A 19083-nucleotide genomic window follows, 5' to 3' on the forward strand; every position below is an offset into this window, starting at 1 on the left:
GTCACGCGGGGTCGAACTCGCCGCGGCGGAGGCCCCGACGGACGAGTTCGTGTTCGGCATCCGTGGGCGGCGGCGCGGTCACGACGAGCGCCTCCAGTCGCGATCCGTCGTCGGCCCTGATTCCGCGCTCGGTGTCGGCCGGGACGACGATCACGTCCCCGGGCTCGACCCGGTGGTCGGTGTCGCCATCGCGGACGCGTCCCGTGCCCGCTCTGATCGAGACGACGAGATCGCTTCCCGGGGCGTGGACCGGAATGAACTGTCCGGGTTCGAAGTAGGCACAGATCACCTTCGCCCGGTCGCTCCGGAAGGCGCCGACGGCGGTGAATCGGTCGTCGTCGTAGTCGCGTTCCGCGTCGAAGTCGATGCGTGGCATCGGTCGGACTCGGCGCGCCGTCGGCGAAGGGGTTGTCCCGAACGTGTGCGCCCGGTCGCCGTTACCGGCCACGGCCCCGACGGTTCGGGGGCCCTCGCCGCCGCTCGGGACGCGTGAGCCGACCGACGGGGCGGCGTGTGTCCGTCTTCGTCGGTCGATAGCGCGACACACAAGGACAAGTTTTTATAGTGGGCGCTTCCTCTGGTAGAGTACAATGTCTAACGACATGGAGGATTCGTCGGATGCCCCGGCGGATCGAGTTCTTCCAGGGCACGTTGGCCCGCACCGGTGAAATCGACGGTGTACGAATTTTCGACACGACGCTACGAGACGGTGAGCAGTCGCCACGCACGTCGTTCAGTTACGACGAGAAGCGAGACATCGCCGAAGTACTCGACGAGATGGGCACACACGTCATTGAGGCGGGGTTCCCGGTCAACTCGGACGCGGAGTTCGAGGCCGTCCAGGACATCTCGAACGCCACCGACACGACGGTGTGTGGTCTCGCCCGTGTCGTCGACAAGGACGTCGAAGCGGCGCTTGAGTCGGGTGTGGAACTGGTCCACGTCTTCGTGAGCACGAGCGACGTGCAACTGCAGGACTCCATGCACGCCTCGCGCGAGGAGGCGGTCGAGCGCGCGGTCGCCTGCGTCGAACGCGTAAAGGAGGCGGGCGTGGAGTGTATGTTCTCGCCGATGGACGCCACCCGGACCGACGACGACTTCCTCGTCGAGATGGTCGAGGCGGTCAGCGAGGCTGGCACCGATTGGATCAACATTCCGGACACGTGTGGGGTGGCGACGCCGACGCGCTTCATGGATCTGGTGCGGATGGTCCGTGAGAACACCGACGCGCAGGTCGACGTGCACGCCCACGACGACTTCGGACTGGCGACGGCGAACGCCATCGCCGGCTTCGAGGCCGGCGCCGCACAGGCACAGGTGTCGGTCAACGGGATCGGAGAGCGTGCCGGCAACGCAGCCTTCGAGGAGGTCGTGATGGCCTCCGAGGCGCTGTACGACGTCGACACCGGGATCGACACCACCCGGATCACGGAGCTGTCCCGGATGGTCGAGGACTACAGCGACATCCCCAACCCACCGAACAAGCCCGTCGTGGGACGCAACGCCTTCTCCCACGAGAGCGGCATCCACGCCGCGGGCGTCATCGAGAACTCGGACACGTTCGAGCCGGGCGTGATGACCCCTGAGATGGTGGGTGCCACCCGGGAGTTCGTGCTGGGCAAGCATACTGGGACCCACTCGGTGCGCAAGCGCCTCGAGGAGATCGGTTACGAGCCGACCGACTCGGAGGTTCGGGCCGTCACCCGGCTGGTCAAAGACTACGGTGCCGACAAAGAGCGCGTCACGATGGCGGACCTGCGGCGGTTCGCTCGCGACGAGAACGTGACCCGCGAGGAGGAGGTCCGCGCCTGATGGGCGGGTCCCCGTTCGCTCCACCCCGGGAGCGGCGGGTCGCTCCCTCGCCGGCCGACTGCGACGGAAACAGTTATACGCTCGGAGCGGGACCCAAGGGGTACGATGCGAGGGTTCGACGTCGACCGCAGCCAGGCCGCGAGCGCTGCTCCCGACGGGGACAGCCAGCGCGCAGTCGGCGGTTCGCTCGGATCCATTGTAGGGGCTGTATAGCCCCTCACTTCCCCTTCCTCTCCGACGACCGTACCGTACGCAGGGAGTCACACGGCCACTCGACTATGACCGACACACACCGACAGCAGCCGAGGTATCGCAACCGACCGACTGAGACAGGATCATGAGCGAACGAACGACCAAACAGCGGGAGACCGACGCCGATGAGTCGACCGAGGCCGACGCGAGCGACGCGTCGCCGACGACAGTCACGTCCGGCGCCACGTCCACCGTGCGCGCCCTGGAGAACGCCGGCATCGAGGTGATGTTCGGCGTACAGGGCGGTGCGATCATGCCGGTGTACGACGCCCTCTGGGGGTCGGACATCGATCACGTGATGATGGCCCACGAACAGGGCGCCGCACACGCCGCCGACGCCTACAACGTGGTGTCGGGGCAGCCTGGCGTCTGTCTGGCCACGTCGGGGCCCGGTGCGACCAACCTCGTGACCGGCATCGCCGACGCGAACATGGACTCCGACGCGGTCGTGGCGCTGACCGGCCAGGTGCCCCAGACGATGGTCGGCAGTGACGCCTTCCAGGAGACGGACACGACAGGCATCACCGCGCCGATCACGAAGAACAACTACTTCGCGAGCGACGCCGACACCGTCGGTGACACCGTCGGCGAGGCGGTGGCGCTCGCGGGCAGTGGGCGGCCGGGCCCGACGTTGGTCGACCTCCCGAAGGACGTGACCAACGACGAGACGGATCGAGAGCCCGGGATGCCCCAGACGCCGGAGACGTACACCCCACAGGACGAGGCGGACGAGGCGGCCGTCGACCGGGCGGCCGCGGCCATCGAGACGGCCGAACGGCCCTTGCTCCTGTTCGGTGGCGGCGTCGTGAAGGCGGAGGCCAGCGAGGCGGCGCGGTCGTTCGCGACCGGGTACGAGATTCCGGTCGTGACGACCATGCCCGGCATCGGTACCATGCCCGAGGATCACGACCTCTGTCTCTCGTGGGCGGGGATGCACGGCACCGGCTACGCCAACATGGCGATCAACCACACGGACCTGCTGATCGCCGTCGGCACCCGGTTCGACGACCGCCTCACCGGCGGCATCGAGACGTTCGCCCCCGAAGCAGATGTCGTACACGTCGACATCGACCCGGCGGAGATCAGCAAGAACATCCACGCGGACTATCCGCTGATCGGCGACGCGGGGCGCGTCCTCGAACAACTCGACGACGCGATATCGACGGCCCCGAACGCCGAGGCGTGGCGCGAACAGTGCCGGACCTGGAAGGTGGAGTACCCGATGGACTACGCGGCGCCGGACGACGAGCCGCTGAAGCCGCAGTTCGTCGTCGAGGCGCTGGACGAGGCCACGAGCGACGAGGCCATCGTCACCTCGGGCGTCGGTCAGCACCAGATGTGGGCGTCCCAGTACTGGACGTTCCGCGAGCCGCGCAAGTGGATCTCCTCGCACGGGCTGGGGACGATGGGCTACGGCCTGCCCGCGGCCATCGGCGCCCGGCTGGCAGCCGACCCCGACGAGGAGGTCGTCTGTATCGACGGCGACGGCTCCTTCCTGATGACGGTACAGGAGCTCTCGGTCGCGGTGCGCGAGGACCTCGACATCACCGTCGCCATCCTGAACAACGAGTACATCGGGATGGTGCGCCAGTGGCAGGACGCCTTCTTCGAGGGGCGTCACATGGCCGCCGGCTACAGCTGGATTCCGGAGTTCGACAAGCTCGCGGAGGCGTTCGGCGCCCGCGGCTGGCGCGTCGACGATTACGACGAGGTGGCCGACGCCGTCGAGGAGGCACTCGCCTACGACGGTCCGTCGGTGATCGACTTCCACATCGATCCCGCGGAGAACGTCTACCCGATGGTGCCAAGCGGCGGCGCAAACGACAAGTTCGCCCTCTCGGAGGAGCAACTATGAGCGGTGGACTGGACGGACCGGCCCCCGAGGAGCGACCGACGCCGGACGGTCGACGCAACTCCCAAGGGATCCGGATCGACCCCGAGGCCGAAGCGGAACCCGAGGCCAGGCGGGTCGTGCTCTCGGCGCTCGTGAAACACGAACCCGGGGTGCTGGCGAGCGTCTCCGGACTCTTCCGGCGACGACAGTTCAATATCGAAAGCCTGACAGTGGGGCCGACCACCGATCAGGACCGGGCCCGGATCACCCTCGAGATCGAGGAGCCCGACCCGGGCATCGAACAGGCGAAAAAACAACTGCAGAAGCTCGTCCCGGTCATCGCCGTCACGGAACTCGAACCCGACGCCATCCGGCGCGAACTGGCCTTGATCAAGGTCGACGGGAGCGCCCCGGATCAGGTCGGCGCGGTCGCGGAGATGTACGACGGCAAGACCGTCGACGTCTCCCAGGAGTCGGTGACGGTCGAGATCACGGGCAGCGAGCAGAAGATCGACGCCGCCATCGAGACGTTCGGGCGGTTCGGCATCCACGAGATCGTCCGGACCGGCACCGCGGCGCTCGAACGCGGCACACGCAGGACGACATAACCATGAGCGAAACCGAATTCACCGTCCCAGTGTACTACGACGACGACGCGAACCGCGACGCAATCGACGGCAAGACCGTGGCCGTTCTCGGCTACGGCAGTCAGGGGCACGCCCACGCCCAGAACCTCTCGGACAGCGGGGTCGACGTGGTCGTCGGCCTCCGGAAGTCCTCGGACTCGTGGGCACAGGCAGAGAACGACGGCCTGCGCGTGGCGACGCCGGACGACGCCGCCGCCGAGGCGGACATCGTCTCCATGCTCGTCCCCGACACCGTCCAGCCGGCGGTGTTCGAGGCCATCAGCGACGGGATGGAGACCGGCGACACCCTCCAGTTCGCCCACGGCTTCAACATCCACTACAATCAGATCCAGCCGCCCGAGGGCGTCGACGTGACGATGATCGCCCCCAAGACGCCGGGTCACCTCCTGCGACGGAACTACGTCGAGAACACGGGGACTCCGGCGCTGCTCGCCCTCTACCAGAACACGACGGGCGAGGCGAAAGAGGAGGCGCTGGCGTACGCCCAGGCCATCGGCTGCACCCGCGCCGGCGTCGTCGAGACGACGTTCCAAGAGGAAGTCGAGACCGACCTGTTCGGCGAACAGGCCATCCTCTGTGGCGGCGTCACCTCGCTGATCAAGAAGGGCTACGAGACGCTGGTCGACGCGGGCTACAGCCCCGAGATGGCGTACTTCGAGTGTCTCAACGAACTGAAACTGATCGTCGACCTGATGTACGAGGGCGGCATGTCGGGGATGTGGAACTCGGTCTCCGACACTGCCGAGTACGGCGGCCTCGCCGTCGGCCCCGAGATCGTCGGCGAGGGTGTCCGCGAGAACATGGACGAAGCGCTGGAACAGGTCCAGAACGGCGAGTTCGCTCGCGAGTGGATCGCCGAGAACCAGGCGGGGCGCCCGTCCTACACCCAGCTGCACCGTGCCGACCGGAACCACGAGATCGAGGACGTCGGCGCTCGCCTGCGCGCGCTGTTCTCCTGGGCGGACGAGGAGTCCGCCGAGGAGGCAGAGGCCCCGGCCGATGACTGACCGCATGGACGAGGCTGACACGACGCCGGACGCGGGCGACGCCCCCGCGGAGACACATCGCCGTGGACCGGCCGACGACCGCCCGGCGGTCGCCGACGGGGGCGATGAGGGTGCCTCCGACGAAACGTCCGCGTCCGCGGACCGCATGCGGGACGTATCGCACGCGCCGCCACACGGCGACGGCACGAACGACGTCTGGTCGCGCGGCGACGCGGCCGGCGATCGGAACGAACCGACCCGGACCGATGAGTGAGGGCACACTCTACGACAAGGTGTGGGACCGACACAAGGTAGCGGACCTGCCCAACGGGCAGGACCAACTGTTCATCGGCCTGCATCTCATCCACGAGGTGACGAGTCCACAACCGTTCTCGGAACTGCGCGAGCGGGGAATCGAGGTGCCGTACCCGGAGCGCAACGTCGCGACGGTCGACCACATCGTCCCGACGCGGCCCGAGGGCCGTGAGCGACCGCTGGCCGACGAGTCCGCCGAGGGCATGCTCACGGCGCTGGAGCGCAACACGTCGGAGACGGGGATCCAGTTCTACGGCCTCGACTCCGAGAAACAGGGGATCACCCACGTCGTCGCACCCGAACTGGGCCTGACCCAGCCGGGGATGACCGTGGTCTGTGGCGACTCCCACACCGCCACCCACGGCGCCTTCGGTGCCATCGCCTTCGGCATCGGGACGAGCCAGGTTCGGGACGTCCTTGCCTCGCAGTGTATCGCCGCCGACAAGGCCGAGGTTCGACGGATCGAGGTCGACGGGACGCTCGGTCCGGGCGTCCACTCGAAGGACCTGATCCTGAAGATCATCGCCGAACTCGGCGTCGATGGTGGCGTCGGCTACGTCTACGAGTACGGCGGCGAGGCGGTGCGTGACCTCTCGATGGAGGAACGGCTCGCGGTCTGTAACATGTCCATCGAGGGTGGCGCCCGCGCGGGCTACATCAACCCCGACGAGACCACCTACGAGTTCCTGCGTGGCCGCGAGTTCGCCCCCGAGGGGGGCGCCTTCGAGGAGCGCAAGGCGTACTGGGAGTCGGTCGCGAGCGACGCTGACGCCGAGTACGACGACGTGGTCCACCTGGACGCCGACGGGTTGGAGCCGATGGTCACTTGGGGGACGAACCCCGGACAGGCCGTCGGGGTCTCCGATCCGGTGCCGGCGCCCGCGGACCTGCCCGAGGGCGAACGCGAGGCCGCCCGGACCGCCCAGGACCACACGGGCGTCACACCGGGCGAGCCGATGGCCGGCTACGACATCGACGTCGCGTTCCTCGGCACGTGTACGAACGGCCGCGCGAGCGACTTCCGCGAGGCCGCCGCCGTACTGGAGGGCCGCGAGGTCCACGACGAGGTGCGCGCGCTCGCGGTGCCCGGGTCACAGACGGTGAAGTCGACGCTGGAAGCGGAGGGCGTCGACGACGTCTTCCGCGCGGCAGGCTTCGACTGGCGCGAGGCCGGCTGTTCGATGTGTCTGGCGATGAACGACGACTCCCTCGAGGGCGACGAGCGGTGTGCTTCCTCGTCGAACCGCAACTACGTGGGTCGACAGGGGAGCAAAGACGGCCGGACCGTACTGATGAGTCCGGCGATGGTCGCCGCCGCCGCCGTCAAGGGTGAGGTCACGGACGTACGCGACATGGAGGTGGGCGCATGAGCGACGACGAGGGATCGACGAGCCCCCGGGACGACGGCGTCGGCGTCGATGAGATGAAAGTGCGCCGCGTGGCGGGCACCGGCGTTCCCCTCCGTGGGGACGATATCGACACCGACCAGATCATCCCGGCCCGCTTCCTGAAGACGACGACCTGGGAGGGCCTCGACGAGTACGCGTTCTACGACGCGCGGCGCGACGACGAGGGCGAACTCAACGACCACCCCTTCAACGAGTACCGGGGGGCGAACCTGCTCGTCGTCAACGACAACTTCGGCTGTGGATCCTCCCGGGAGCACGCCCCGCGGGCGCTCGCCCGTTGGGGGGTCGAGGCCATCGTCGGCGAGTCGTTCGCGGAGATCTTCGCCGACAACTGCAAGTCGCTCGGCATCCCGGCGGCGACGACGGACGCGGAGACGGTCACGGAGTTACAGGACTTCATCGAGGAGAACCCCAAGGCGGGCATCGAACTCGACGTCGTCGACGAGACGGTTACCTACGACGGCACGACCGTCGACGTCGACATCCCCGAGGCGATGCGCGGGGCGCTGGTGCAGGGGATCTGGGATACGGTCGCCCTGCTCCGGTCGAACATGGATGCCGTCGACACGACGGCGGCCGACCTGCCGTACGTCGACTCCCGATGACCGAGACCATCGCCGTGATCCCGGGGGACGGGATCGGTCAGGAGGTCGTCCCCGCGGCCCTGCGGGTGCTCGACGCGGTGGCGGACTTCGAGTACGTCCACGTCGAGGCGGGCGACGCGGTCGCCGCGGAGCGGGGGACGCCCCTGCCCGAGGAGACGCGCGCCGCCGTCACGGACGCCGACGCGACGCTGTTCGGCGCGACCGGCGAGACCTCGGCGGACGTGATCCTTCCGCTCCGGGAGGCGGTCGACTCCTTCGTCAACGTGCGCCCGGCGCGGACCTATCCGGGCGTCGACGCCGTCCAACCGGCGACGGATCTGGTGATCCTGCGGGAGAACACCGAGGGCGTGTACGCGGGCATCGAGAATCGCCTCTCCGAGGACGTCTCGACGCTGACACGGCTGGTGACACGGACCGCGTCCCGACGGCTCGCCCAGTTCGCCTGTGACTACGTCACGGGCAGCGACGCCGACGGCATCACCGTCGCTCACAAGAACAACGTGATGCGCGTCACCGACGGGGTGTTCGTCGACACCGTCCGGGAGGTGGCGGCCGACCGCGGCGTCGACGTCGACGACGAGTACATGGACGCGATGGCGACCCACCTCGCGATGGACCCGGAAGAGTACGACGTGATCGTCTGTCCGAACCTGGCGGGCGATATGCTCTCGGATCTGGCTGCGGGGCTGGTCGGCGGCCTCGGCCTGCTCCCGAGCGCGAACGTCGGCTCGGAGCGGGGCATCTTCGAACCGGTCCACGGCTGTGCGCCGGACATCGCGGGCGAGGGAATCGCCAACCCCACGGCGACCATCCTCTCGGCCGCGATGCTCCTCGAGTTCCTCGACCGCGACGGGGCGGCGGCCGACGTACGGGCCGCCGTCGAAGCGACGCTCGCGGACGGCCCGCGAACGCCGGACCTCGGCGGGACGGCTACCACGGAGACGGTCGCTGCGGCGGTCGTCGACCGGCTTCCCGAAGATTAAGAGGCTGCGAACCCTTTCTCGACGTATGCCACAGATCCACCTCGACGACGAGACCGTCGCCCGACTCGACAGCCTCCGGCAGGAAGACGAGGAGTACGACGAAATCGTCACCGAACTCATCAACATCTACGAGGCCGAAGAACTCACGCTGTTTCACAGCGGTGACGAGGTTTAGTTCTCGTCGCGGTAGGCGTCGCGCACGTCCGCCCACTTGTCCTGTTTTTCGAGGCGGCGCTGTAACTGTGTAGCGTACTCGTCGACGAGTCGCTCGGCGGCGTCGAGTCGCTGCTGTTCGTCGTCGTCGCCGAACCCCAGGGCGCCGCGGACGGCGTCGAGGACACCGCTGCCGCCGTTTTTTTCCGGGCCGCCGCCGGGTCCCATCCCTTGCTGTACCTTCTCCAGTTCGGGCATCATCTGTGGCAGGTTCTCGGTGTCGGGGACGATCCGTGCCCGCTCCGGGTCCTCCGGATGTTCGATCTCGAACTCGACTGCGGTCATGATCAACCCCCACTCCTGGTTCGTGAACTCCGAGGCCTGGACGCGCCCGTTGAACTCCTGGTCGACGGCCATCCGGTCCCTGACGATCCTGTCGGTCCAGTTCGACATACTGTGGGGTACGATGAGACGACGTATCAGGGTTTCCCACGCCGTCGCGCGTACGAGGCCCGGATTATCCGCATAACTTACGCGTGGGACGGGGATACCGCATCCCCCGGATACCCCGATTTCCGGGGACCGAGGACGCGACGACCGTCTCGGGACGGCACGAGCAAAACCGACGGACGGGAGCGGGATGGTCGGTGCTCCCGAGCAAGAAAGCTTATATACACCGACTCCGCCAGGGACGGCTACACAGATGCTCGACACACTGTATCGCGCTGGCGTGTTCGCCGTCTACCAGGCAATACTCGTTGCCGGCCTCCTGTTGATGCCGCTGGCCCTGCTGGCCGGACGGCTGGGGGTCTCAGTCCCTCTCGGTGACCTGGTGGCGGTGGCAGGACGTGCCTACGAAGACGCCGGGTGAGCGTCGGGAAGGGTTGCATTTATCAGCGCGCCCCCGCAAGGGCAGGTGATGCGTACCCCGACGAATCAGGATTTCTCACGGACACAGGAGCGTCTCGACGGTGGCGACCGGCCGGTGTTTGGCCCGGAGATCGGCGAGTTCACGAACACCGACGAGCGCCTCGCCGCGGCCGACGACGAGGACAAGGAGATGAAAACCGGCACGACGACCGTCGGCCTCTCGACGGAACACGGCGTCGTGATGGCGACCGACATGCGCGCGAGCGCGGGTCGGATGGTCTCCAGCAAGGACGTCCAGAAGGTCGAACAGATCCACCCCAACGCGGCGCTCACCATCGCGGGATCGGTGTCGGCTGCCCAGTCGCTTATCCGCTCGCTTCGCTCCGAGACGAGCCTCTACGAGACCCGGCGCGGGAAGGACATGAGCATGGAAGCGCTGTCGACGCTCACGAGTAACTTCCTGCGTTCGGGTGCGTTCTTCATCGTCTCGCCCCTCCTCGGCGGCGTCGACGAGGACGGCACACACGTCTACAGCCTCGATCCGCTCGGCGGGATGATGGAGGAGGACTACGCTGTTTCCGGGTCCGGCAGCCAGTACGCCCTCGGTGTCCTCGAACAGGAGTACGACGAGGGGCTCTCGGTCGAGGAGGCGAAGTCCGTCGCCGCTCACGCCATCCAGAGCGCGGTGGAGCGCGACCTGGCCTCCGGCAACGGCATCAACGTCGCCGTCGTCACCGACGAGGGCGTCGAGATCACGAAACACAAGGACTTCGAGTCGCTGCTGTAAGCGGCCGTCAGTCTAGGCCGCGTCTCCCGTCCGTCCGGTGGTTCAGGATTCCGATTCCGTTTCGTCCAGCCAGTCGACGAAGGACCCATCGAGCAGCGTCTCCGTCTGGTTCGTCACGTAGGACCGCTGCATCGCGGGGATGGCCGTCTCCAGTGACTCACCATCGTCGACGCGGGCACGCACCCGGTCCCGTTTCCAGCGCGCGGGTGTGATACCCCGCTCGACCCGTTCCCGTAGGGGTGCGACGTAGGACTCGGCGGTTTCGGTCGAACAGCCCGCTGACCGAAGCCCCTCGACCGCGTGAGAGAGGAGGTCGTCGTAAACGACGGCGGGGTCGGTCGTCTCCTGGCCGTCGTTGGTGATCCAGCGTTGCTCGCTCGCGGCCCCGTAGCGCGCTGCACGGTAGAAGTTCTCCTCGGCGACCGCCCAGTCTTGAGCGATGACCGGGTGTTCGTGCCGCGGGAGGCTCTCCATCAGGCCGGCGAAGGTCGCCAGGAAGGCGATGGAGTCACTGACGGTCGGCTGGGCGGCGATGGGACGGAACTCGATGCGGGCGTTGGCCGAGGACCGATCGGCGCCGTCGAACACCGGCCGCACCCACCGCCAGAACGTCCCGTGTTTTCGGCGGAGCGTCGCGAACTTGTCGTCGAACCGATCGCCACCCTCGACGGGCATTGGGACGACCGTGGGGTCGTTGGCGACGCGGTCGACGGCCTCCTCGACGGTGTCCAGATCCCGGGGAAAGCGCACCTTCTCCGCGTCGTCGGTGTTGAGGACGGCCTCGAAGACGTGGACACGGTTCTCCGCCCGGGCGTCCGCGACGACCGTGGCCGGATCGACACCCTCGTCGTAGAGGTCCGGTGGGAAAAACGGAGAGTTGGCTCCGAGGGCCAACAGCGGTCCGGCGACCCGCAGGGCGTAGTTGTGGTAGGTCGGCAGGTCGGAGGCGTGGGGCACCTGATAGTGGGGCTGGATCGACGTGATGAGGCTCTCGGGCATCACGGTGTCGGCTTCGAGGGTGACGTGTGGCGCGTCGATCGCAAACGGCGTCGGCGCGTTCGGCCCGTTGGCCATGGCGTGATACCGCACGGCGTCGGTCATGTTCGTCGCGATGCGTACCCCTCCATCGGAGATACTGTCGGTCAGATATCGCCCCGCCGTCTCGCCCGACGGCGGGATGGTCCAGATACCGTCGCTGACGAGGCGCATCCCCTCGATCCGTGTCGTCTGCAGCGCCGAGGAGAGATGCGAGCGGACACCTGCCGCCTGTGCCCTGAGTCCCTCGGTGTTCAGCGGCTGGGGACTGGTCGTCAACTCGGCGTTGTGCAGGCCGAGTTCCTTCTCGAAGCGGATTAGTTCGAGCAGTCGGCGCGGGACGCGGACGAGTTCCGACCCCGCGTCGTCGTTGTCGCCGTCCCGTCGCCACCGGCCGTCGGCGACGGCGTAGAACTCGTACTCCAGCCCGACGATGGAGCGGTGGTTGTCGAACGTCCCGTCTTTGAGTTCGGCCTTGACCACCTCCGCGTCCGCCTGTGCCTGCGCGCGAAACTCCGAGACGTCCACGTCGAGTACGTCCCGCACTCGCGCCGCCAGGTCACCGTTCATACCCTCCCCTGCACGACACATCTCCTTGAATCCCGTGACTCCAAGGGGCGAACCCGTCGGGCTTAACCACCCCGGGGACGGATCCCGAACCGATGGACTTCGCCGACTTCGCGGACCGCGTCGACGACATCGAGACCGAACCGGCGGACCTCGAGGTCACGTCGCTGGTCGCGGCGCTGCTCGACGAGGCAGGGACGGATCTCCCCGTCGTCGTCCGACTCCTGCTCGGCCGGATCGTCCCCGCTTGGGACTCGACGACCCTCGACGTGGGACCGAGCCGCTGTCACGAGGCGCTTGCCCGCGCTGCCGGGCCGAACGTCACTGCCGACGACGTGGCCGAGGCGCTGGCCGAGGCGGGAGAGATCGGTGCCGTCGCCGAATCGCTCGATACGGGTGGCCAGCGTGGCCTCGCCGCGTTCGGCGAAACGGATCCCGACCCGCTCACCGTCGTCGAGGTGCACGACCGCCTCCGCTCGCTGGCCGCGGCCCACGGCTCGGGGAGCCAGGACCGCAAGGTCGACGCGCTGTTCGGGTTGTTCAACCGTGCCGACCCGGTCCCAGCCCGGTATCTGGCACGGCTCGTTCTCTCCGAGATGCGGATCGGCGTCGGCGAGGGGACCGTCAGGGACGCCATCGCCGAGGCGTTCGACGTCCCCGTCGACGCCGTCGAGCGGGCGCTCCAGGTGACGAACGACTACGGGGCGGTGGCGGTCCGCGCCCGCGACGAGGGGCGACCGGGCCTCGACGCGGTCGACCTCTCGGTCGGCCGACCGGTGCGTGCCATGCTCGCACAGGCGGGGACGGCCGCCGACGCCGTCGAGGCTTGGGACGCCGTCGCCGTCGAGACCAAATACGACGGCGCGCGGGTGCAGGTCCACCACGACCCCGGCGGCGAGACGGCCGTCTACTCCCGGAACATGGCCGACGTGACCGACGCTCTCCCCGAAATCGTCGAGTTCGTCGCGGACGCGGTGGACGTGCCAGCCATCATCGACGGCGAGGCCCTCGCCGTCGACGTGTCGGGCGATCCGCTCCCCTTCCAGGAGGTACTCCGCCGGTTTCGGCGCAAACACGACGTGGCGCGGATGCGCGAGGAGGTGGCCGTCGAACTGCGCGCGTTCGACTGCCTGCACGTCGACGGGACGGACCTACTCGACGCGCCCCTCCACGAGCGGCGCGAGCGCCTGGAGGAGACGCTTCCGAGCGCCGTCTCGCCGCTCTCGGTCACCGACGATCCCGACGAGATCGCTGACCGCGAGGCCGACGCACTCGACGCCGGCCACGAGGGCGTCATGCTCAAGAACCCGGACGCGACGTACACGCCGGGCAAGCGGGGGCGGAACTGGCTGAAGCGAAAGCCCGACGTGGAGACGCTGGATCTGGTGGTCACGGGTGCGGAGTGGGGTGAGGGCCGCCGGGCGAACCACCTCGGAACCTTCCTGCTGTCGGCGCGCGACGACCGGGCGGGCGGCGACGACTTCGCGACCATCGGCAAGGTCGCGACGGGCATCTCGGACGAACGGCTGGCCGACCTGAGCGAGCGTCTGGAGCCGCTGATCCGCCGGCAGGACGGGACGGAGGTGAGTCTCACTCCGTCGGTCGTCTTCGAGGTGGGATACGAGGAGATCCAGGCGTCGCCCACGTACGGCTCGGGGTACGCGCTCCGGTTCCCGCGGTTCGTCGCCGTCCGTGAGGACAAGGGGCCCGAGGACGCCGACGCGCTGAGCCGGATCGAGCGGTTGGTGGCGGACTGACGACCCCTCGTTTTTGACCCGTCCGGGCGTAGAACGCCCATGACCATCAGGCACCGCGACCTCCGCGTGCGCTGGCTCGGCTATGCGACCGCCCGCGTCGCCGACGGCGAGACGACCGTCTACACCGACCCCGGTCGGTACGGCGTGTTGACCGGCGACTGGGAACCGCCCACGGGGCTCGACACGCGCCACCCCGCCGGCCCCGCCTACGACGCCCGCGACGGCGACCTGATCCTCGTCACCCACGACCACCACTACGATCCGGACGGGATCCGGCGCGTGGCGGCGTCGGACGCCACGCTCGTCGTCTACGAGGGCGTCGACGCCAAGCGTGCCGGGCGGCCGCCGTCACCCGAGACGCTCGCCGCCGAGGAGGGGTACGATCTGCGTCGGATCGCCGAGGACGAGGCCATCGAGGCCGCCGGCGTTCCGGTCCGGAGCGTCCCGGCGTACAACGACCCCGACGGTCCGCGGGCGAACCCGGACGGATCGGTCACTCACCCCGAGGGGTTCGGCGTCGGCTACCGGTTCGTCGTCGACGGTGTATCGATCCTCTGGCCCGGCGACACCGACGCCCTGCCGGTCCACGACACGCTCGACGTGACCTTGTTCCTCGCGAACATCTCGGGATCGGTCTGTATGGACCGCCGCGAGGCGGCCGCGCTGGCCGAGCGCCTCGGTCCGGAACTGGTCCTCCCGATCCACTACGACACGCAGGCGTTCCTCGGAGCCGACTCGGGGGCCTTTGCCGCCGACGTCGCCGGGCGTGGTGTGCCAGTCGTCCTTGACGAGGGGTGGGACTAGGCGGTCGCTTCGGGCCAGTTGCCGATCCGCCGAAAGGAGACGCCTCCGTCGTCCAGCAGGTCGACCAGCGTGGCGTTACCCCGCGCCACGTCGACGTACTCGCCGCCGAGATGGGCGTCGGGGTGTTCGGCGGGTTCCGGTTCGACGTGGGCGGTGAGTTCTATCCCCTCGGGGTGGTCGTACCCCCGCACGTGGGTCTGCCACCACTCCATCCCGGCGGGGTGGTCGCCGACGTACCGGACCCGCCGCACGTTCAGGATCTCGTTGTGGTAGTGATACGATATTTCCCATCCCGGCTCGAAGAAGCGTTCGCCGAGGAACGCCTCCGCTTCGGGTTCGTCCATCTCCACGACGACGGCCGGGTTCTCGGGTTTGGGCTTCGAGAAAAACGTCTTCCGGACCCACCAGAACGACCGTCTGAGTGCCCGGATCGGCGTCTCGGGCAGGTGACGGAGGCGGCCGCAGTCGGTGTCGAACGCCATATGCCCGGTACGACATGGATCGGGATAACTGTGAACGAACCTATAGGAGTCCCATCTCGGAGAGACGCGTCGGGAGGTACTCGTCGGTGACGAAATCCAGTCCCCGCGAGGCCAGCGCCTGCTGTTCGGCCTTCTTCCCGATATCTAGCTGAAGCTCGATCTGTTCTGTCCAGTAGTCGGTGGTGAAGCGGGGGTCCTCCAGTTCCGACTCCAGTGCGTTCACGTCCGAATCCGCGAGCGGGTCGGTCGGCAGGTCGTACTCGACGATGTCCTCGGGCTGAATGCCGACGAACTCCGCCTCGGGCGTCGCGAGATACTCCGAGAGGTGGGCGCTCTTGATCGAGCCGTAGGCGACGGACCCGTAGATGCGATACGACCAGGGGTCGCCGTCGGTGAAGACCACGACGGGCAATTCGAGTTCGTCGTGGAGCCGTTTGGTGATCCGGCGGGTCGCCCGCGCCGGCTGTCCCTTCAGGTGGACGATCAGGGCGTCGTGGTCGGTGTCGAATCCGTTCTCGACGAGGCGGTCACGCATGCCGCCGGTCTCGACACAGAGGATGAACTCGACGTCGTGGTCCAGGAAGTCGATGGTGTCGGGGTTGTTGGGGATCTGGTAGCCACCCTCGCCGACGTCCTGCTGGCAGTGGATCTCGCGTTCGCCCCGACGGGTCTGCTCGCGCAACTCCAGTGGCCCCATCAGCGTCGCTCCCGACTCCTCCGGGCGCATGTGGAAGTCCTCGCGAGTCACCTCCGAGACGATTTCGAGGTCCTCGATCAGCTGGTTGGACTCGTCCTGATCCGAGAAGGCGGCCTCGTCGGCGTCCCACGACTCGGAGAGGTAGTAGAGTTCACGCAGCGTCGAGGAGCGCCCCTCCGCCAGTTGTCGGGCGAGGAAGTCGATGGTGTAGGTGGCCTTGAGGAGTTTGCGGGCCCCCCGGACCGAGTTGGCCGACCGCGTCGACGTGCGGTCGCCGTAGACCCACACGCCGCTGTCCTCGTCGTACTCGATGTTGCTCTTCGTTCGGGTGGGGAGGGTCATCTCGGGCACCTCTCCCCGGTCGAACTGATCGTAGAACTCCGCCGCGAGGTCGATCAACTGTCGTCGTGCGCGTTCGTCCTGCGAGCTCATTTCAGGCGTTCACCGTGAGTTTCTCGTCTTCGACACCCTCGACGTCTACGTCGAAGGTCGCCTCCTCGCCCACCGCGTAGGTGAGTTCGGCCGTTTCGCCCGCCGACACCGACGGGGACCACTGCACGAACCACTCGCCGTCGACGTCGACCACCGACGCACCGTCGCTCACCGCGGTCGGCTCTGTCGAGACGATGTCCGTCAGTTCGGGCGTCTCCTTTCGCTCCGAGTGGTTTCGCACCGCGAGCGTCACCGTTCCCTCCTCGACGGTCCGCTCGACGATGAGGTTGTTCATGATCCGTCCCAAGGCCCCGTCGATGTTCGGACGCTCGCGGCCGGTCACCTCGGAGAGTTTGTCGGCCATCTCCGGCAGAATGCGTCCCAGCACCTCCTGCTTGCGCCGCCGTTTCTCCAGCGACCGCCGGCGATTGAGATAGGACTTCAGGTCCCGGGCCGCTTCGCGAATGGCGAGTTCGATCTCGTCTTCGATCTCGGGGACGTTGGCCACCGCGTCCTTCGACTCGCTGGTGAAGGGGACGTTCGTCGAGGCGACGTGGATCATCAGGACGGCGGGTCCGGAGGGCAGTCCCCGACCGCCGGGTTGATCTAGGCCGTAGTTGCGCCAGCCGATCTCCTTTACGACGTCCGTGATGGCACACGCCCCGCGCTGGTAGACGAGGGGCACGCGATTGGCGAAACGCATCACGTCCGCCGAGCCGCCGTCCTCCAGATCGCCGCCGTAGGCGATGCCAGCCTCCACGATGAAGGGATCGCCACCGTGGACCTCGGCGTCGCGACTCGCCGCCGCGAAGAAGTCGGCGTCGAACTCCTTGCGCAGGCCGGCCTCCACGAGGTCGGCTGTGATCGGCGAGAGACAGTCCGTCGGCGGTGCGAGGATGTCCGTCTTCCGCATCGCGTCGAGCAGTTCCGAGGCGGTGTCGCGGTCGCCGGCCACCGTCTTCACGTTCGGCAGGTCGTCCGGAACCGTTCGCATGACCGCCCAGCACGCCTCGACGACGTTCCCGCGGGCGGTGTCGCCGAGGGTGACGTCCTCGGCCTCCTCGACCCGGTTTGCCGAACGATCGACGTACGCGACGAGGTCGTCCCGCGTCGCCCGGTGGCGGGGGTCGTCGGCCTCGGCGAACTTGTCGGCGAGACGCTCGGCCAGTCCCCGGATCGTCGCGTCGTCCTTCCGGGTGCTGGTCGCGTCGTCGACGCGGTCGTACAGCGAGGCAGTCAGCAGATCCGACCGCGTGAGTTCGGCCCACGCCGCGTCGACGGCGTTCCCCCGGACCGTGTCGCCGAACGTCTCGTCGAACTCCGCCTCCGCCGTGTCGGCGTGGGTGTCGACGATTTCGACGAGTTCGTGGTGAGCGATCCGCTCGCGGTCGCCGGCCGTCTCCGCGACCCGCTCGGCGAACCGGTCGGTCGCCTCGGCGCTCTTGTTGGCGACAGCGTCGACGACGGCGTCCTCGACGTCCGCCGCGTCGTGCGGGCTCGGCGTCGTCCACGCCATCTCGCGGCCGAAGTGCCGGTCGCGGAAGCGATCACACACCTTGGTCGAGGTTTTCCCGCCGACGCGGGTGAACTCTCCCTGAAGGAACCCGGAGAGTGAGTACGACTCCGTGGCCTCGAGCATCTTCAGGAGCGTGCCGAGTTCGACGCCGTGGGGGTGGGGACGGATCTCCTCGGTCTCGGCGGGCAACCGATCGGTACCCCGCTCGAACTTCAGGGGCTCGTCTAGGCCGGGTTCGCGGAGTTCGACCCGGGCGTGTGGGTTGACGACCGCCGTGTGTTTGACGTAGTCGTGAAGTTGGGTGCGCGCCCGCATGTTCGCTTCCATCTCCAGTTCGATCCGCGTGCCGTGCGGGCGATCCCAAGAAGTGGTCTCCTCGGCTCTGATCTCCGGTTCGTTGTCGTCCGTATCGATGACGAGTTCGAAGTACTCCGCCTCCGCGCTCCCCTGCGTTCGGCTGGTGATCTTCGCGGGCTTGCCCGAGGTGAGCTGTGAGTAAAGGACCGCTGCGGAGATGCCGATCCCCTGCTGACCGCGAGTCTGCTCTCGGCTGTGAAACCGGGAGCCATAGAGCAACTTCCCGAAGACCCGGGGGAGCTGTTCTTTGGTGATTCCCGGTCCGTTGTCCTCGACGACGAGCCGGTAGTAGTCGCCCACCTCGGTGATTTCGACGTAGATGTCGGGTGCGATGCCCGCCTCCTCCGTGGCGTCGAGGGCGTTGTCGACAGCCTCCTTGACCGCCGTCACCAGCCCCCTGGCCCCGGAGTCGAACCCGAGCATGTGCTTGTTCTTTTCGAAGAACTCGGCGATGGAGATGGCCCGCTGGTTCTCGGCCAGCTCCTCGGCGATCCCCCCGTCCTCGCCGAGCGTCGACTGGAACGATGTCATCCGTGGGGTTCGTACCGGGACGACGTTTAAAAGGCCACCGCCAGCGCGGTGAAAGTGAACCGGTGGGCGTGCGCCCGAGCGTTCTCGCTCGGCCCGAGGCCCCGAACGTCGCGGTCGAGGGCCGGCATCGGCGGCAAACGACGAACTCCACTTGTCGATATCCCACCGCAAGTTCGGTTTGGAGGAATCGTAATTGTGGACGCGCGCACGCGTGCGAGCGTTTAAGAGGTGGGGTCGTTTAGGGTGTGTAGG

The 19083-nt window shown here is 67.8% G+C and carries 19 protein-coding genes; 13 read left to right on the top strand and 6 right to left on the bottom strand.

The window, feature by feature from the left end:
* Window position 1: 1 nt before the first annotated feature.
* Complete coding sequence (locus NBT82_RS04900; RefSeq protein ID WP_251330455.1) at window positions 2-376, bottom strand: cupin domain-containing protein; 375 nt, start codon at window positions 374-376, stop codon at window positions 2-4.
* Window positions 377-564: 188 nt separating this feature from the next.
* Between NBT82_RS04900 and NBT82_RS04905 the strand changes: the two genes are divergently transcribed.
* The 9 genes from NBT82_RS04905 to NBT82_RS04945 all read left to right on the top strand — a co-directional run bounded on the left by NBT82_RS04905 (window position 565) and on the right by NBT82_RS04945 (window position 9018).
* On the top strand, window positions 565-1812 hold the full coding sequence (locus tag NBT82_RS04905) for a LeuA family protein (RefSeq protein ID WP_425601762.1): 1248 nt from the start codon (window positions 565-567) through the stop codon (window positions 1810-1812).
* 337 nt (window positions 1813-2149) lie between these two features.
* Window positions 2150-3919 carry a biosynthetic-type acetolactate synthase large subunit gene (gene ilvB, locus NBT82_RS04910; RefSeq protein WP_251330457.1) on the top strand — a complete coding sequence of 590 codons (1770 nt, stop codon included), beginning with the start codon at window positions 2150-2152 and terminating at the stop codon, window positions 3917-3919.
* Window positions 3916-4506: an acetolactate synthase small subunit gene (ilvN, locus tag NBT82_RS04915; RefSeq protein ID WP_251330458.1), complete on the top strand. Its 591-nt coding sequence runs from the start codon at window positions 3916-3918 to the stop codon at window positions 4504-4506. The genes ilvB and ilvN overlap by 4 nt, the downstream gene beginning before the upstream one ends.
* Before the next feature lie 2 nt (window positions 4507-4508).
* A complete protein-coding gene (ilvC, locus tag NBT82_RS04920; protein WP_251330459.1) occupies window positions 4509-5552 on the top strand; it encodes a ketol-acid reductoisomerase in 1044 nt (347 codons plus the stop codon).
* A complete protein-coding gene (locus tag NBT82_RS04925; RefSeq protein WP_251330460.1) occupies window positions 5545-5805 on the top strand; it encodes a DUF7989 family protein in 261 nt (86 codons plus the stop codon). The genes ilvC and NBT82_RS04925 overlap by 8 nt, the downstream gene beginning before the upstream one ends.
* Entirely contained in the window at window positions 5798-7216 is a 1419-nt protein-coding gene (gene leuC, locus NBT82_RS04930) for a 3-isopropylmalate dehydratase large subunit (RefSeq protein WP_251330461.1), read from the top strand. The genes NBT82_RS04925 and leuC overlap by 8 nt, the downstream gene beginning before the upstream one ends.
* Window positions 7217-7269: 53 nt before the next feature.
* The gene (locus NBT82_RS04935) at window positions 7270-7860 is read left to right on the top strand and encodes a 3-isopropylmalate dehydratase small subunit (RefSeq protein ID WP_251331351.1); all 591 of its coding nucleotides are present in this window, start codon (window positions 7270-7272) and stop codon (window positions 7858-7860) included.
* Window positions 7857-8843 (top strand): isocitrate/isopropylmalate family dehydrogenase, encoded by a 987-nt coding sequence (locus tag NBT82_RS04940; RefSeq protein ID WP_251330462.1) that lies wholly within the window; start codon window positions 7857-7859, stop codon window positions 8841-8843. The genes NBT82_RS04935 and NBT82_RS04940 overlap by 4 nt, the downstream gene beginning before the upstream one ends.
* A 25-nt stretch (window positions 8844-8868) precedes the next feature.
* Window positions 8869-9018, top strand: coding sequence for a DUF7557 family protein (locus NBT82_RS04945; protein WP_251330463.1), 150 nt, complete (start codon window positions 8869-8871; stop codon window positions 9016-9018).
* On the opposite strand, the gene NBT82_RS04950 is transcribed toward NBT82_RS04945, so the two are convergent.
* Window positions 9015-9449, bottom strand: a complete 435-nt coding sequence (locus NBT82_RS04950) for a DUF5799 family protein (protein WP_251330464.1) — start codon at window positions 9447-9449, stop codon at window positions 9015-9017. The genes NBT82_RS04945 and NBT82_RS04950 overlap by 4 nt on opposite strands.
* Window positions 9450-9699: 250 nt before the next feature.
* Here NBT82_RS04950 and NBT82_RS04955 point away from each other — a divergent pair, with 250 nt between their 5' ends.
* Both NBT82_RS04955 and psmB read left to right on the top strand, forming a co-directional pair.
* Window positions 9700-9867 (top strand): hypothetical protein, encoded by a 168-nt coding sequence (locus NBT82_RS04955; RefSeq protein WP_251330465.1) that lies wholly within the window; start codon window positions 9700-9702, stop codon window positions 9865-9867.
* 48 nt (window positions 9868-9915) lie between these two features.
* Complete coding sequence (psmB, locus tag NBT82_RS04960; protein ID WP_251330466.1) at window positions 9916-10653, top strand: archaeal proteasome endopeptidase complex subunit beta; 738 nt, start codon at window positions 9916-9918, stop codon at window positions 10651-10653.
* 42 nt (window positions 10654-10695) lie between these two features.
* On the opposite strand, the gene NBT82_RS04965 is transcribed toward psmB, so the two are convergent.
* A complete protein-coding gene (locus tag NBT82_RS04965) occupies window positions 10696-12258 on the bottom strand; it encodes a glutamate-cysteine ligase family protein (RefSeq protein ID WP_251330467.1) in 1563 nt (520 codons plus the stop codon).
* A 92-nt stretch (window positions 12259-12350) separates the two neighbouring features.
* Between NBT82_RS04965 and ligA the strand changes: the two genes are divergently transcribed.
* A complete protein-coding gene (gene ligA / locus NBT82_RS04970; protein ID WP_251330468.1) occupies window positions 12351-14012 on the top strand; it encodes an ATP-dependent DNA ligase LigA in 1662 nt (553 codons plus the stop codon).
* Between the two features lie 39 nt (window positions 14013-14051).
* Window positions 14052-14816: an MBL fold metallo-hydrolase gene (locus tag NBT82_RS04975; protein ID WP_251330469.1), complete on the top strand. Its 765-nt coding sequence runs from the start codon at window positions 14052-14054 to the stop codon at window positions 14814-14816.
* Here the strand turns inward: NBT82_RS04975 and NBT82_RS04980 are convergent.
* From NBT82_RS04980 to NBT82_RS04990, 3 genes are read right to left on the bottom strand one after another with little or no spacing between them, the layout of a single operon-like run.
* Window positions 14813-15298, bottom strand: coding sequence for a hypothetical protein (locus NBT82_RS04980; RefSeq protein ID WP_251330470.1), 486 nt, complete (start codon window positions 15296-15298; stop codon window positions 14813-14815). The two genes, NBT82_RS04975 and NBT82_RS04980, sit on opposite strands and share 4 nt — an antisense overlap.
* 40 nt (window positions 15299-15338) lie before the next feature.
* Window positions 15339-16427, bottom strand: coding sequence for a DNA topoisomerase IV subunit A (locus NBT82_RS04985; protein ID WP_251330471.1), 1089 nt, complete (start codon window positions 16425-16427; stop codon window positions 15339-15341).
* A 1-nt stretch (window position 16428) separates the two neighbouring features.
* Window positions 16429-18831 (bottom strand): DNA topoisomerase VI subunit B, encoded by a 2403-nt coding sequence (locus tag NBT82_RS04990; protein ID WP_251330472.1) that lies wholly within the window; start codon window positions 18829-18831, stop codon window positions 16429-16431.
* Between the last annotated feature and the right edge of the window lie 252 nt (window positions 18832-19083).

It is taken from the genome of Haloplanus sp. HW8-1, from assembly GCF_023703795.1.
GTDB classification, from domain to species: domain Archaea; phylum Halobacteriota; class Halobacteria; order Halobacteriales; family Haloferacaceae; genus Haloplanus; species Haloplanus pelagicus.

Coding starts and splice junctions, on each gene's coding strand:
- NBT82_RS04950 (WP_251330464.1), bottom strand. CDS start 9,449: ATGTCGAACTGGACCGACAGGATCGTCAGGGACCGGATGGCCGTCGAC.
- NBT82_RS04900 (WP_251330455.1), bottom strand. CDS start 376: ATGCCACGCATCGACTTCGACGCGGAACGCGACTACGACGACGACCGA.
- NBT82_RS04945 (WP_251330463.1), top strand. CDS start 8,869: ATGCCACAGATCCACCTCGACGACGAGACCGTCGCCCGACTCGACAGC.
- NBT82_RS04935 (WP_251331351.1), top strand. CDS start 7,270: ATGAAAGTGCGCCGCGTGGCGGGCACCGGCGTTCCCCTCCGTGGGGAC.
- NBT82_RS04975 (WP_251330469.1), top strand. CDS start 14,052: ATGACCATCAGGCACCGCGACCTCCGCGTGCGCTGGCTCGGCTATGCG.
- ilvC (WP_251330459.1), top strand. CDS start 4,509: ATGAGCGAAACCGAATTCACCGTCCCAGTGTACTACGACGACGACGCG.
- NBT82_RS04940 (WP_251330462.1), top strand. CDS start 7,857: ATGACCGAGACCATCGCCGTGATCCCGGGGGACGGGATCGGTCAGGAG.
- ligA (WP_251330468.1), top strand. CDS start 12,351: ATGGACTTCGCCGACTTCGCGGACCGCGTCGACGACATCGAGACCGAA.
- ilvB (WP_251330457.1), top strand. CDS start 2,150: ATGAGCGAACGAACGACCAAACAGCGGGAGACCGACGCCGATGAGTCG.
- NBT82_RS04925 (WP_251330460.1), top strand. CDS start 5,545: ATGACTGACCGCATGGACGAGGCTGACACGACGCCGGACGCGGGCGAC.
- NBT82_RS04965 (WP_251330467.1), bottom strand. CDS start 12,258: ATGAACGGTGACCTGGCGGCGCGAGTGCGGGACGTACTCGACGTGGAC.
- psmB (WP_251330466.1), top strand. CDS start 9,916: ATGCGTACCCCGACGAATCAGGATTTCTCACGGACACAGGAGCGTCTC.
- NBT82_RS04955 (WP_251330465.1), top strand. CDS start 9,700: ATGCTCGACACACTGTATCGCGCTGGCGTGTTCGCCGTCTACCAGGCA.
- leuC (WP_251330461.1), top strand. CDS start 5,798: ATGAGTGAGGGCACACTCTACGACAAGGTGTGGGACCGACACAAGGTA.
- NBT82_RS04980 (WP_251330470.1), bottom strand. CDS start 15,298: ATGGCGTTCGACACCGACTGCGGCCGCCTCCGTCACCTGCCCGAGACG.
- NBT82_RS04990 (WP_251330472.1), bottom strand. CDS start 18,831: ATGACATCGTTCCAGTCGACGCTCGGCGAGGACGGGGGGATCGCCGAG.
- NBT82_RS04985 (WP_251330471.1), bottom strand. CDS start 16,427: ATGAGCTCGCAGGACGAACGCGCACGACGACAGTTGATCGACCTCGCG.
- ilvN (WP_251330458.1), top strand. CDS start 3,916: ATGAGCGGTGGACTGGACGGACCGGCCCCCGAGGAGCGACCGACGCCG.